This is a genomic window from Pseudomonas putida S13.1.2 (genome assembly GCF_000498395.2).
Lineage (GTDB): Bacteria > Pseudomonadota > Gammaproteobacteria > Pseudomonadales > Pseudomonadaceae > Aquipseudomonas > Aquipseudomonas putida_Q.
The window spans coordinates 289,112-303,695 of sequence record NZ_CP010979.1 but is presented as its reverse complement, the minus strand read 5'-3'; the positions used below and the strand labels follow the sequence as shown (position 1 = coordinate 303,695).

At 65.5% G+C, this 14,584-nt stretch carries 9 protein-coding genes; all 9 read right to left on the bottom strand.

The window, feature by feature from the left end; translation table 11 throughout:
- Positions 1 to 6,399: a non-ribosomal peptide synthetase gene (locus N805_RS01315; RefSeq protein ID WP_028613369.1), complete on the bottom strand. Its 6,399-nt coding sequence runs from the start codon at positions 6,397 to 6,399 to the stop codon at positions 1 to 3.
- Positions 6,400 to 6,677: 278 nt separating this feature from the next.
- A complete protein-coding gene (locus N805_RS01310; RefSeq protein WP_028613370.1) occupies positions 6,678 to 6,908 on the bottom strand; it encodes an MbtH family protein in 231 nt (76 codons plus the stop codon).
- Positions 6,909 to 6,987: 79 nt separating this feature from the next.
- Positions 6,988 to 7,971: a TauD/TfdA family dioxygenase gene (locus N805_RS01305; RefSeq protein ID WP_028613371.1), complete on the bottom strand. Its 984-nt coding sequence runs from the start codon at positions 7,969 to 7,971 to the stop codon at positions 6,988 to 6,990.
- Between the two features lie 10 nt (positions 7,972 to 7,981).
- Positions 7,982 to 9,376 carry an aspartate aminotransferase family protein gene (locus N805_RS01300; protein ID WP_028613372.1) on the bottom strand — a complete coding sequence of 465 codons (1,395 nt, stop codon included), beginning with the start codon at positions 9,374 to 9,376 and terminating at the stop codon, positions 7,982 to 7,984.
- A gap of 191 nt (positions 9,377 to 9,567) precedes the next feature.
- On the bottom strand, positions 9,568 to 10,890 hold the full coding sequence (locus N805_RS01295) for an ATP-binding protein (RefSeq protein ID WP_028613373.1): 1,323 nt from the start codon (positions 10,888 to 10,890) through the stop codon (positions 9,568 to 9,570).
- Positions 10,887 to 11,570 (bottom strand): response regulator transcription factor, encoded by a 684-nt coding sequence (locus N805_RS01290; protein WP_028613374.1) that lies wholly within the window; start codon positions 11,568 to 11,570, stop codon positions 10,887 to 10,889. The genes N805_RS01295 and N805_RS01290 overlap by 4 nt, the downstream gene beginning before the upstream one ends.
- 250 nt (positions 11,571 to 11,820) lie before the next feature.
- Positions 11,821 to 12,387: a nucleotidyltransferase family protein gene (locus N805_RS01285; protein WP_028613375.1), complete on the bottom strand. Its 567-nt coding sequence runs from the start codon at positions 12,385 to 12,387 to the stop codon at positions 11,821 to 11,823.
- Positions 12,384 to 13,355, bottom strand: a complete 972-nt coding sequence (locus tag N805_RS01280) for an XdhC family protein (protein ID WP_028613376.1) — start codon at positions 13,353 to 13,355, stop codon at positions 12,384 to 12,386. Before N805_RS01280 ends, N805_RS01285 begins: the two co-directional genes overlap by 4 nt.
- 2 nt (positions 13,356 to 13,357) lie before the next feature.
- Positions 13,358 to 14,584, bottom strand: coding sequence for a c-type cytochrome (locus N805_RS01275; protein WP_028613377.1), 1,227 nt, complete (start codon positions 14,582 to 14,584; stop codon positions 13,358 to 13,360).

Sequence of the window (14,584 nt, the reverse complement as noted above, 5' to 3'; positions counted from 1 at the left end):
TCAAACCGTCTCCAGGTCCGTCAGGAAGTCACGTAGTTCATCAAGGTCCTGGGTGTCGCCAGGAATGCGGGCAGTAACGCTCTGGGCATAGGCGGCCAGGGTGGGCGCCTGGAACAGCTCGATCAGCGGCAGGTCGATGGCGTACTCGGCCTGGGCCTGGGCATTGACCTGTGTAGCCAGCAATGAGTGGCCCCCCAAATCGAAGAAGTTGTCGGAAAGGCCCACACGGGGCACGCCCAGCGCCTGTGCCCACAACGCGGCCAGACGCAACTCCACGTGCGTTTGCGCAGGCTGGTACGTCACACTTTCGTCGATGAGATCGGGCACCGGCAGCGCCTTGCGGTCCAGTTTGCCGTTGGGCGTGAGCGGCCATTGGGTCATGACGATGAACTGTTGGGGAATCATGTGGGCCGGCAGTTCGTTGCGCAGATGCGCCTTTAGCGCCGGCGTCTGCCACGCTGCAGCGTCTACCTCCCACTGCAGGTAAGCGACCAGCTGCTTGCCAGCAGCGCCTTCGACCGCCGCGACCACCGACTCGAGCACGCCCGGCACCTGGCGCAACCGCACCTCGATCTCCCCCAGCTCGATACGCAACCCACGGATCTTGACCTGGTGATCGACCCGACCGAGGTAGATCAGGGTCGTGTCGTCCTCATACCGCGCCAGATCCCCCGTGCGATAGAGGCGATCGCCATTACCCAGCGGATCGGGCACAAAACGCTCCGCAGTGAGCCCGGGGCGCTGAAAATACCCACGGGCCAGACCCTGGCCACCAATGCTCAGCTCACCGGCGATGCCTGGCGGCAGCAACTCGCCACTGGCCTCCTGGACGCGCAATGCAGTGTTCGCGATCGGCTGTCCAAGAGACACTGGCGCACCGGCGAGGACCTGCTGACGAGCCGACCAGATGGTGGTTTCGGTCGGGCCGTAAAGGTTCCAGACAGTGCCACCTTGCGCCACGAGCCATTGGGCAAGTTCGGGTTCCAGCGCTTCGCCACCGCACAAGAGGGCCTTGCCGGCCAACTCGCCGGGGCGGGTGTGTACTGCCAGCATCTTCCAGCTTGATGGCGTAGCCTGGATGACGTTCACCCGCTCTTCGTCGATGACCGCGAGCAAAGCTTGGGCGTCGCGCTGTTCACCAGGCCGCAAGCACACAACGCGCCCGCCCTTGAGCAATGGCCCATAGATCTCGAGCCCGGCAATGTCGAACGACAGCGAAGTCAGCGACAGCACCCGCGACCGTGCATCTATGCCAGGCCGCTCGGCCATGCTCTGAACGAAGTTGAGCAGGGCATCGTGGGCGATCGCAACGCCCTTGGGCAGGCCAGTGGATCCTGACGTGTACATTACGTACGCCAGGTTCCTGGCGTGCACCTGCACATCGGGATCGGTCGACGAAAACGACTCGAACCAGGGCTGATGTTCATCGAGCATCAGCACTTCGACTCCGGCTGGCACCTGCAACGCATCACGGCTGCCGGGCTCGGCCAGCAACAGGCGCAGACCGCTGTCCTTGAGCATATGCTCCAGCCGCTGAGCGGGGAATGCAGGATCCAGTGGCACGTATGCAGCACCTGCCTTGAGCACGGCCAGCAACGCTACGGGCACCAGTGGGCCTCGATCCAGGGCAACGCCGACCAGGTGCTCCGGTCCGGTGCCCGAGGCAATCAGGCGATGCGCCAGCCGATTGGCGCGCTCGTTCAATTCCAGGTAAGTCAGTTGCTGACCGGCTGCGCTGACCGCAATGGCCTCAGGCGCCAGGCGAGCCTGACGGGCAATGTGCTGGTGAATCCGCTCGGCACCATCGTCAAGCCACTGCTGCACGGTCCACTGCCGAACCCAGGCTTGCTGTTGCACCGGGGGTAATAACGACAGGTCGCCGACAGCGCAGGATGGATGCTCGGCGAGTGCATGCAACAGTTGCTGCCACTGCGCCGTGAAGCGCTCTATCCGCAAGGCATCGAAAAGATCCGTCGCGTAGTTGAAGCTCGCCAGCACCCCATCGCTGCGCTCCAGAGTATTGAGCGACAGATCGAACTGCGCCGTGTGCTCGGACAGCTCCAGCTCGGTCACCGACAGCCCCGCCGCACTGCTGCCGTCGACCTTGTGGCCGACATCGCGCAGGTGGTTGTACATCACCTGGAACAGCGGGTTGTAGCTGGTCGAGCGCTGCGGCTGCAGGGCTTCGACCAAGGCATCGAATGGCAGGTCGTTGTGGGCCTGTGCACCCAGCGCGTTGTCGCGCACCTGGGCCAGCAGATCGAGGAACGAGCAGCTCGGATCGACCGCCGTCCTTACCACCACGGTGTTGACGAAAAATCCGATCAGGCCTTCGAGCTCGACCCGGTCGCGATTGGTCATAGGCACGCCGAGGTTAATCTTTTCGCGACCACTGGTGCGTGCCAACAGCAGTGCGAAGGTGGCCAGGAACACATGGAACAGTGTGGCATTGGCGCTGACGGCCAAGGCGCGCAGGCGCTCGGTCAGGTGCTCGGGCAAGCGGATATCAAGGCGCGCCCCGCGATGGCTGGGTACATCCGGGCGCAGGCGGTCGGCAGGCAGCTCCAGCACACTGAAGTCATCCTCCAGGCGGGCTTTCCAGTACTCGACCTGGACCTGCTGACGCCCGGCGGCCAGGCGCTCGCGCTGCCAGCTGGCGTAGTCGGCGTACTGTACAGCCAAGGGCTGGATGGCAATCGGGGTGCCACTGCGATGGGCGTTGTATTGGGCCAGGCACTCGCGGACCATGACTCCCATCGACCAACCGTCCGAGACAATGTGGTGCAGGGTGAGCAGCAGCACGTATTCGGCCTCGCCCAGCCGGATCAGCCGTGCACGGATCAGCGGACCATGCCGAAGGTCGAACGGCGCTTCCACGCACTCACGCAGGTAGGCTTCGAGCCCGGCCTGATCACGTGCCCGCCAATCCTCATCGACGATAGGCAAGGCGCTGACGGGCAGCACCCGTTGCAAGGCGCTGCCGTCGTGCTCTTCGAACACGCTGCGCAGGGTTTCGTGGCGCTGGAGCAGTGCATCCAGCGCCGCTTGCAGTGCGGGCAGGTGCAGTGCGCCGTTCAGGCGAACCGCCAGCGGGGTGTGATAGGCCGCGCTGGTCGGGTGGATCTTCCAGAACAACCATTGGCGTTGCTGGGCATGGGACAGCGGCAGCGCCTGGGCGCGGTCACGCGGAGTGATCGGTGCCTCGGCCTGTTCAGACCGGGCCGCCGCGATGGCGCAGAACGCGCCCAGCTCCGGTGCGTCGAACAGGGCACGCAGGGCGACGTCCAGGTTCAACTGGCGGCGCACCCGGGAGATCAACTGTGTCGCCAGCAACGAATGGCCACCCAGTGCGAAGAAGTTGTCAGCCAGGCCCACGCGCTCCACCTGCAACACCTCGGCCCAGAGTGCGGCCATGGCGACTTCCAGCGGGCTGCACGGGGCTTGCCAGGGTGCGCCGGACACCAGCGGTTGCGGATCGGGCAGCGCCTGGACGTCAACCTTGCCATTGGCTGTGACCGGCAAACGTTCCAGCAGCACCCAATGGCTCGGTAGCATGGGCTCGGGCAGGTCGCCTGCCAGGCGGCTGCGCAGGTTGGCTTCGTCAACCTGTGGCGCAACTACATAGGCCACCAGCAACCCATCACGGTGTACGCGCACCAGCGCCGTCGAGACCCCTGGCAGGCCGCACAGCCGGGCCTGGACTTCGGCCAGCTCCACCCGGTGGCCGCGGATTTTCACCTGACCGTCCTGGCGCCCCTGGTAGTGCAGGTTACCGACGGCATCACGCTGCACCCAGTCACCGGTGCGATACAGTCGGCCGCCCTGTGGGTCGAACGGGTCTGGCACAAAGCGCTCAGCAGTCTGCGCCGCCGCCCCCTGGTAACCCCGGGCCACGCTCGGGCCTGCTACGTAGAGCTCGCCCCGAGCGGTGGGTTGCAGGCTGGCGTCGAGCACCCGCACGCGAGTCTGCCCCAGCGGCTGCCCCAGGGCGACGACACCACCCGCCGCCAGCGAATGGGTCAGCACGCCGACCGTGGTTTCCGTAGGGCCGTAATGGTTGATCACCGCGAGGTCCGGTGCACGCTCGGCAATCTGCACCCGCAGCGCTTGCGGGCAGGTTTCGCCGCCCAGCACCAGGCAGCGGGCCGGCAATGCCTGGTTGCCTTCGCTGGCCGACAGCAAGGTCAGCAGGTGCGAAGGGACGATCTTCAGCGCGTCGATACGCTCGGCACTCATGTACGCGGCGAAGGCCTGGGCGTCGAGCACCTGGTCCTTGCTCAGCAGGTGCAGCGTACGCCCCTTGGCCAAGGCGCCGAACAGCATGGTGTGGCCCAGGTCCGCTGCGGGCGTCGACACCATGGCCAGGCGCTCGACACCTTCGAGCGGCAGCCGTGCGCATACGGCGTCCAGATAGTGCGCCAGGGCTCGGTGGGAGACACCAACCCCCTTGGGCCGCCCCGTAGTGCCGGACGTGAAGATCACGTATGCCAGTTGGTCCGGGTGGACGTCGGGCCCCTCGAACGCCTGCTCGGCCAATGCCTGGCCGATCTCGATGCGGGCAATACCAGCCGGCAATGGCGCTTGCCAGTGCAGGGGCGCAAGCAGCAGGCGCACCTGGGCAACCTCAAGCATGTGCGCCAGGCGCTCTGCCGGCTGGTCAGGTTCCAGCGGCAGGTAGGCCGCGCCGGCCTTGAGAATCGCCAGCAGCCCCACGAGCATGTCCACCGAGCGCTCCGCCACCAACGCCACCGGCGCATCGGCCGCAGCGCCCTGACGTCGCAACTCAAGTGCCAACGCATCGGCGCGGCGGTTCAACGTAAGGTAATCGACCCGCTCGCCCCCGGCCACAGCGGCGAAGGTGTGCGGAGCAGCTGCTGCCGCACGCTCGAACTGGCGATGCACGGCCAGCCAGTCGGCCACCGGGCCGGGCGCACGTTCGCTGTGTTCGCGCAGCATCCAGTCACCGATAGCCCTGCCCTGCCCTGCCGTCATCTGGTGCAGGATCGACAGCCAATCCTGCCCCAGGCGCTCGACCGTGGCGGCATCGAACACGTCCTTGGCGTAAGTGAAATGGGCGAACAGCTCACCGCCACGCTCATGGGTGTCCAGTGACAGGTCGAACCGCGCACTGACCCGCGCAGCCTCCTGACGCACCAGGCGCAAGCCGCTGGCGGTAGTGATGGCGGTAATGTCGGCTACCTGGCTTTGATGGTTGAACAGCACCTCGAACAGCCCCGCCGGCGTACCGCCGGTATGGCGCGGCGCCAGCGCTTCGACCAGCCGCTCGTAGGGCAGGTCCTGATGGGCCTGGGCGCCTAGTGCGGTTTCACGCACCCGCGCCAGGAGTGCGGTGGTGTCGATTGTCGGATCGATATCGGTCTGCAATACCTGAGTGTTGATGAAACACCCGATCAGTGGCTCGACCTCGGCGCGCTGCCGGTTGGCTACCGGAATGCCCACGCGTACGTGACGCTGTCCGCCCTCGCGTTGCAGCAGGCACTTGTAGGCCGCCAGCAAGACCATGAACAGTGTGCACTGATGCTCGCGGGCCAGAACGTGCAGGCGACCGGCCAGGTCCGCCTCCACCATCACCGCGACGCGGGCACCCCTGAAGCTGGGCGTGGCCGGACGGGGTCGGTCCAGCGGCAGGCTCAACGGCAGCGGCTCCTCGCCCAACCTCTCACGCCAGTACGCCAGTTGCGTGTCGGCGCCGCCAGCCTCGAGCCAACTGCGCTGCCACAGGGCGAAGTCGCGGTACTGGATCGGCAGTGGTGCCAGGGCCTGGGGCGCACCACTGCAGGAGGCGTCGTAGCCGCGCACCATTTCTTCGACCAGTACGCTCATCGACCAGCCGTCGGCCACGATGTGGTGCAGGGTCAACAGCAGCACATGGTTGTCGGCCGCCAGTTTGACCAGGCTGGCGCGCAGCAGCGGTGGCCGGGCCAGGTCGAAGGGCTCGCGCACCTGGGCTTCGGCCAGGGTCTCGAGTGATTGCCCTGCGGCTGACAATTCGATCTGGGCGAGGGGAACATGACACGCCGCCTGCACTACCTGGCGTACGTTGTCGCCGTCTTCGACGAAACCGGTACGCAGGCTTTCATGGCGCTGAACCAGGGCATCCAGCGCTGCTTGCAGGGCCTGCACATCGACCGTACCTTCCAGGCGAACAGCCATGGGCAAGTGGTACGCCGCGCTGGTCGGGTCCAGGCGCCACAGAAACCACATGCGCTGCTGGGCGAAGGACAAGCCATCGCGCGCATCGACCACTACCTCGGCCGGAATGGGGAACAGGGAAAAATCCACGTTTTCCCGCGCCAGCGCTTCCAGGAACAGCGGGCGCTTGGCGGCGGGCAGCTCGATGAAGCGGCGGGCGAGTCGTTGTGCATCTTGTGGCGTCATTGCTACGTCCTTAACTGGCCGGTTGCCTGGCGCCGGGCCAGGTCGTGTGTTAGTTAAGAACGAGCGGGAGTGAGGGTGATTTAGCGGATAGAGAAGCGCCTGGCCGGGCATGTGCAAATGCCTGCGGGGGCGACCCAGGGTCGCCTCCCACAGTCAGGCAGCGGCGAGCGCCAACCTGCGCAGGTCAACTTCCAGGTGCCTGCGCAGGATGGTAGACCGTGGCACTGGCACCGGAGTCCGGCAGGCAAAGCAGATCCAGGTTCGCCATGACCGTGCGCTCAGACCGCGGCCTTGTGGGCCTGCTCTTCCATGTGCTTGCGCAGGCTCAGCGGACGCATGTCGGTCCAGACCTTCTCGATGTAGGCCAGGCATTCCTGTTTCAGGCCACTTTTGCCAACAGTGCGCCAGCCATTGGGCACTTCCTTGTAGTCCGGCCAGATGGAGTACTGCTCTTCGTGGTTGACCACCACCTGGAACGTGATGTCTTCGCGGTCGAATACCGAGGTCATTGTGTTGCTCCTTGCCTGAAAGTTGGAAATGGCAAGCGCGCCGCGTACCTGTGGTGCGAGCGGCGCGCCGCAAAGCCTGCTACGCCGGGTAGCCACTGTGGCCCTGGGCCATGGCCACCACCACCTTGCGCTTACCGGTGAAGGGCGCACGGGCATGGGCCGCGAGCATGTTGTCGAGCATCAGCACATCATCCTTGTACCAAGGGAAGCTGATGCTGCATTCATCGAGCACACCGCGCACCTCTTCAAGCAATGAGTCCTCGATGAGCGTGCCATCGCCGTAGTAGACGTTACGCGGCAAATCCTCGTACTCGACCACTTCCAGCAGGCTCTCACGCACTTCCGGCGGCAGGTTGGACACGTGGAACAAGTGCGCCTGGTTGAACCAGACGTTGTCGCCTGTGACCGGATGGCGGGCCACCGCCTGACAGGTCTGGCGGGTTCGCAGTTCGCCGTCGTCGGTCCACTCACAGTGAATCGCCCGAGGCTTGCAGTAGGCCTCGACCACTGCGCGGTCCTCGGTGTTGAACACCTGCTCCCAGGCAACGTCCAGCCCGTTGCCGTAGTTGCGTACATACATCAGGCCTTTGTCGATGAAACGCTGGCGAATGTGCGCGGGCATCCTGCGGTAAATCTCGCGGCTGTCGGCGATGGGCGTCTCACCGCCCGTCTCGGCCGGGATCACGCTGTAGAACCAGATCTTCATCGGCCATTCGAGGGTGTAGGCCTGTTCGTTGTGCAACGGGATCGACTGGTGTGCCGGGTACTCCGTGGAGGTGTACACGCCTTTGATCACGTTGCTGCGTGGCGTCGAGCCGAACTCGTAGTTGAGCAGCGGATCACCGAACGCTGCGGCAAACTGCTGGAACGCCTCGGCACCGCCCACGTCGAAGCCGCGGAACAGAATGCCGCCGCTGCTGCGCAGATGGGTATCGACCAGCGGACGCAGTTCATCGAACGTTTCGAGCAGGTTCAAGCCCGGCTCAGGCGCTTCGATCAACAAAGGCAAAGTGCCGCGCGCAGGCAACAGCGGCTTGATGTCGAAAGTCAGTATTTCGCTCATCGCCCAGCCCTCATTGAACCGCCGCAGCCAGGGCACGGGAGAAGCGCTCGATCACTTCGTCGACCTGCGCTGCGGTAATGATCAGCGGTGGCAGGAAGCGCACCACGGCACCGTGACGGCCACCCACTTCGAGAATCAGCCCACGCTTGAGGCATTCACGCTGGATTCGCGAGGCCAGGGCGCCGTTGGCGAGCGGATGACCGAGGGCGTCGGTGGCAGCAGCGGGGTCGATGATCTCCACGCCTTGCATCAGGCCACGGCCGCGCACATCGCCCAGTTGCGGGTAATCCCGGGCCAGGTGCTTCAGATGCGCGGACAGGCGCTCGCCCATGGCAGTGGCGTGGCCCGGGATGTCATGCTCCGTGAGGAAGCGCAGCACAGCGGAACCCGCAGCCATGGCCATCTGGTTGCCACGGAAGGTGCCGGCATGCGCGCCCGGCTTCCAGGTGTCCAGCCAGTCGCGGTACACCACCACCGCCAGCGGCAGACTGCCACCGATGGCCTTGGACAAGGTCACTACATCGGGCACGATGCCGGCATGCTCAAAGGCGAACATGCGCCCCGTGCGGGCGAAGCCGCTCTGGATCTCGTCCACAATCAGCGCCACGCCGGCCTGCTCGGTGATACGACGTACACCCTTGAGCCATTCAATATCTGCCGGAACTACCCCACCCTCGCCCTGCACCACTTCCAGGATCACCGCTGCCGGCAGCGGCACACCGCTTTCCGGGTCGAGCAGCAGGTTTTCAAGGTAATGCAGGTTGGCCTTGACCCCAGCTTCGCCACCGAGGCCAAACGGGCAGCGGTAGTCATACGGGTACGGCATGAACTGCACGCCGCTGCTTAGCAGCGCACCCAGCGGCTGCTTGGGGCCAAGGCTACCCATCAGGCTCAAGGCGCCTTGGCTCATGCCATGGTAGGCGCCATGGAAGGCCAGCACAGTACTGCGCCCAGTAGCGCCACGCACCAGTTTGAGCGCCGCCTCCACCGCGTCGGTGCCGGTCGGGCCGCAGAACTGTACCTTGGCCTCGCGGCGCAGCGCCTCCGGCAGCACGCCGAACAAGTCCTGAACGAAACGATCCTTGACCGGGGTGGTCAGGTCGAGCGTATGCAGCGGCAGCTCGTCGGCCAGTACCCGCTGGATCGCCTCGATCACTACTGGGTGGTTATGGCCCAGGGCCAGGGTGCCGGCGCCGGCCAGGCAGTCGATGAACTGACGGCCTTCGACGTCTTCGACATGGATACCACGGGCACGCTTGAGCGCCAGCGGAATGCGCCGCGGGTAGCTGCGGGCGTTGGACTCCTGCTGTTGCTGGCGTTGCAGCAAGGGTGATTCGGTAAATTCGTACAAAGGTTGCGACGCGCTGGCCGGTGCAACCTGGGCAAGGCTGGAAGCGGTGGACATGGGTAAATCCTCGCAAGCAAGCGAATGGGCAGTTATCGCTTGGAAAACGCTTGAGTGCCGGGAGGATTTAGCGGTTGTTACTGGATTTTACTTTGCCTGCACCGGCCCTTTCGCGGGTAAACCCGCTGAGGTGCGTACGATCCCTGTGGGAGCGGGCATGCCCGCGAAAGGGCCGGTGCAGACAGTAAAGATCAATGCCTGGATCGCGCCGGTACTTGCAAGAGCACCCGCAACCCATCGCTACGGCTGTCAAAGCGCAGGCTACCCGCACACCGCTGCACGATCGCCTGGACAATCGCCAGCCCCAAACCGCAACCGCCACTCTGCCCATTTCGCCAGAAGCGCTCGGTCAGGTGCTCCAGGTCGCCTTCGGCAATCCCAGGCCCGTGGTCGCGGACCATGAAGCCCACCTGGCCGTCGGCCATCTGCACCTCCAGCTCCACCGCCTCATCGCCGCCATGGCGCAGGGCGTTGTCCAGCAGGTTGCGCAGCGCGGCCACTGCCAACGGCGCGGGCATGCCCAGGTAGATCTGCGTGGCTTCTTCAGGCAAACGCAGCACGATGCGGCGGTTGTCACCCCCACCGGCGTCCTGCACCGCTTGGCGGGCCACCTGCTCGGCGCTGCACTGCACGCCATCCTCGAACGACAGGCTGCCTTCCACCCGCGCCAGCATCAGCAATTGCTCCAGCGTACGGTGCATGCGGTCGGTGCCTTGCTCGGCATGCTCCAGCGCCTGCTCGCGCACGGCGCCATCGGTCATACGCGCCACCTGCAGGTGGGTTTTGATCGCGGTCAACGGGCTGCGTAATTCATGGGCCGCATCGTCGGTCAGGCGCCGCTCACGCTCGATGGTCTGGGCAATACGCAGGAACAGCTGGTTCTGGGTTTCCAGCAAGGGCTGCAACTCGCTGGGCATACCCGCCACCTGCAACGGCTCGACACTGTCCGCGCGCCGTCGGCGCAAGGCGTCGCGCATGCGGTTGAGGGGTTCCAGGCCCTTGCCAAGGCCGATCCACAACAGGCCCAGGCTGCCGAGCAAGGCCATCAGCACGGGTGCCGAAGCCGCCAGCAGAATCGACTGGTTCAACGCCTCGCGCTCCATGTGCCGGTCAGCCGTGGTGATGCGCACATCGCCGTGGTTGTAGGTGAAGGTGCGCCACAGTGCATCGTCGATGGTCTGGTCACGGAAGCCACTGCGCTCGTCGTCCATGGCGCCATCGTGCTTGTGGTTGCTGGCGAGGATCTCGCCACGCAGCGAACTGACCTGGCAGGCCATGCCGTCCGGCACACTGAACTGGTCGGCGGAAAAGTGCGCCTCCCCGCCCTTGGCAGTCAGCGGCTGCGGCAGCTGGTCGATCAGCCCGGCGACCATGCGCGCCGATGCCACCAGGCGCTGGTCGAGGGAAAACATCATCTGCTGGCGCAGGTCACGCAGCATCCACGCGGCAGCCAGTACCCAGATGATCACGAAAGCACTGCCCAGGATCAGGCTCAGGCGTACCCGCAGGCTCATGATGCGGCCTCCTCCGGTGCCTGCGCGGGGCCCAGCCGGTAACCCAGGCCACGCACGGTCTCGACGATGCCGTTGCCCAACTTGCGCCGCAGGTGGTGGATATGCACGTTCAGGGCGTTGCTTTCGACTTCGTCGCTGAAGCCGTACACGCAGTCTTTCAGTTGTTCGCTGGACAGCACCCGCCCGGGGTTTTGCAGCAGCGCCTGGAGCAAGGCCTGCTCACGGCGGGACAGGTCGACCGCTTGGCCGGCCAGGGTCGCCTCGCAGCTGCTCGGGTCATAGCGCAACGGCCCGTGCTCGATCACGTTCACCGCCCGCCCGGCCACCCGCCGCAGCAGGGTGTGCAGGCGAGCGGCCAGCTCGCGCAGGTCGAACGGCTTGAGCAGGTAGTCGTCGGCGCCCGCCTGCAGGCCATCGACGCGGTCGGTGACGGCATCGCGGGCGGTGAGCACCAGCACTGGCAGGTCTACCCCCTGCTGGCGCAGGCGGCGCAGCAGTTTGAGCCCGTCTTCGTCGGGCAGGCCGAGGTCGAGGATCATCACGTCGAACTGCGCGGCCTGCAGCATCGCCCGCGCATCGGCGGCGTTGCCCACCCGGTCCACGGTCAGGCCCTGGGCGGTAAGGCCGGCGCAGATGCCGGCGGCGATCAGGTCGTCGTCCTCGCAGAGCAGAACGTGCATGGTGGGGCTCCCGGAATGGTATGGCTGGCATTGCACCTTGGGCGGATTAAGGGGGCATTATGGACCTTTGGCGGGAATTGGGGGACGGCCAGTTGGTAAAGGTCGCCAGGCCAGCGCGATCCTGTGTAGGAGCGGCCTTGTGTCGCGAAAGGGGTGCGAAGCACCCCCAGGATCTTCGCAACCCTTCAAGATTGCCGGGGCCGCTTTGCGGCCCTTTCGCGACGCAAGGCCGCTCCTACAAAGGGCCGCGTCAACCGGTCAGAACTTGCGGTGTGTCCACATCCAGCAGCACCGCCGCATCCTCCAGTTCGATTACCACACAACTGCCCCGGTTGGCCTGTACCACCGCCCGCGCCCCTTCATCGCCGGACAGTTGCCCCAGCGCAGGCCAGAAATCACGCCCGAAAATCACCGGATGCCCCTGCTGCGCCGCATGGCGTGGCAACACGATGGTGGAAGCCGAGGCCGCCGCGGCCAGCTGACGCAAGGTCGCCGACTCGATCCACGGCATGTCACCCAGCAAAATCGCCACTGCCTGGGCCGGGCTGTCGAGCAAAGACCGAGCGCCGGCTGCCAGGCTATGCCCCATGCCTGACGCAGCTTCGGGGCTGATGATTACCCGGCAATCACCTGGCAAGCCAAAATCCTCCCCCCGTTCACCCTCGCGCAACACCACACGCACGTCATCGAACACCGCTCGGGCCCGCCCCACGCTGTGCGCCAGCAGGCTGCGGCCATCGGCCAGGGTCGCCCGGCGCTTGTCGGAACCGAAACGCGTACCGCGCCCTGCCGCCAGCACCAGGGCGACCACGCTCACAGCGCCACCCGCGCAATGCCGTTGCGCACCCGCAGGATATCGGCCAACACTGCCAGAGCGATCTCGGCCGGGGTCTTGGCGCCCAGGTTGAGGCCGATCGGGGCATGGATACGGCCCAACTCGACTGCACCCAGGCCGCCGATGCGCTGCAAGCGCTCGCGGCGCTTGTCGGAGGTCACCCGGGAGCCCATCACGCCAATATAGAAGGCCTCGGTACGCACCGCTTCAAGCATCGCCAGGTCGTCGATCTTCGGGTCATGGGTCAATGCCACCACCGCCGTGTCGGCATGGCAACCACCCTGGTGGATAAACTCCGACGGCAACTCGCGGCGCACTTCGATACCGTCTAACCGCACGCCGTCCAGCACTTCGTCCCGCGGCTCGCAAAGGATCACCTCAAACCCCATGGCTTTGCCGAACTCGGCGCAAAAATGCGCCACGCTGGAATAGCCGGCCAGCAGCAGACGCTGGGCAGCGCCGACACGCAGGCGAACACGGGCGTTATCCCGCTCGACGCGTGGCCCCTGACAATGGTCATCGGCCAGCTGGCGGGTACCGTCGGGCAAGCTCACTTCACGCAGCAGCCGACGCTGGCCCAGCAGCGCGCTTTCCAGCTCACGCAAGTGCGCCTGCACCTCGCACTCGGCCGGCAGGTTCTCCACCAGCACTTCAAGCACGCCGCCACACGGCAAGCGGATGCTCGAACGCGAATCACTGCCATCGCCGTAACGCACGATGGCAACCGGCTCAGGGAATTCACCCAGGGCCACGCGTTCGAGGAAATCGTCTTCGACACAGCCACCGGACAGCGACCCCAGCCACTGGCCACTGGCATTCCCCGCCAGCAGCGAGCCCGGCGCGCGAGGCGCCGAGCCGTAGGTGGCGAGCACCGTGCACAACCACACCCGCTGACCGTTGCACGACCACTGCAAGGCCCGGCGAACCACCTGTAGATCGAGATGCTGCACGTTTACTCCACCTTCAGCTCGGCGAGCTGCTGTACGTTCAGGTCACCGGGCAATCCACCCCAGGCCTGGCGCAGGTAGTTGACCATATCCGTCACCTGTTGGTCATCGAGCTTGTCGGCAAAGCCCGGCATCGGCTGCATGCGCTCGAAGCCGGTGAACTGCTGTTCACGGATGCCTTCGAGGATAACCTTGACCAGGTTGCGCGAGTCATCCTGGCGCAGCACGGTGTTGCCCTGCATGGCCACGGCGATGTGCGGCTTGCCCTCGCCGTCGACACCATGGCAACCGGCGCAGACGTTCAGGTACTGCTGGTGGCCGCGCTTGGCGCTGTCGCTCATCTGCTCCAGGGCAACCGCCTGGATGGCCTTTGCCGGCGGTGGCTGGTCGCCCAGCAGGTAGGTGGCCATGGCCGCCAGGTCTGCGTCTTCCAGGTGCTGGGTGCTGTGGTGCACCACCGGGAACATCTCGTTGAACATGCTGCCCTGGGCACTGATGCCGTGCTTGAGGAAGGTGGTCAGGTCCGGCTGTGTCCAGCCGCGTTCGGCCAGGTCCTGGGCCAGCAGGCTCGGCGCCAGGTAGCCGCCAAGCAGGCCACCGGTCAGGCGCTGGTCCTGCTGCAGCGCGCCGATGGGGTTGCGCGGGGTATGGCATTCGCCGCAATGGCCCATGACCTCGACCATGTACTGGCCACGCTGCCAGGCCGGGCTTTTGCCTTCGGTTGGCTGCAGCTGCACGCTCTTGCCATACAACATGTTCCAGCCGCTCAGCCCCATGCGCACGTTGAACGGGAAGCGCAACGCGGTCTGCGGTGCCGGGCGGTTGATCGGCGGTATGGTCATCAGATAGGCGAGGATCGCGTCCGAATCTTCACGCTTGATCAGGTGGTACGAGGTGTAAGGCATCGCAGGATAAAGGTTGGCGCCGTCCTTGCGCTTGCCCTGGGTGACTGCGGCGAAGAACTCGTCGGCGCTGTAGTTGCCGATGCCGTACTGTTTGTCCGGGGTAATGTTGCTGCCATAAATGGTGCCGAACGGCGAATGAATCGGCAGGCCGCCGGCATACGGCGCGCCGCCTTCGGCGGTATGGCAGGCCATGCAGTCGGCCGCGCGGGCCAGGTACTCACCGCGCTTGACCTGTGCCTCGTCGGCCGCTTGGGCCACCGAGCTTACGGCCAGGGCCATTGAGCTGACGGCCAAGGCCAATGCCAGTGCGTTACGAACGAAGCCCAT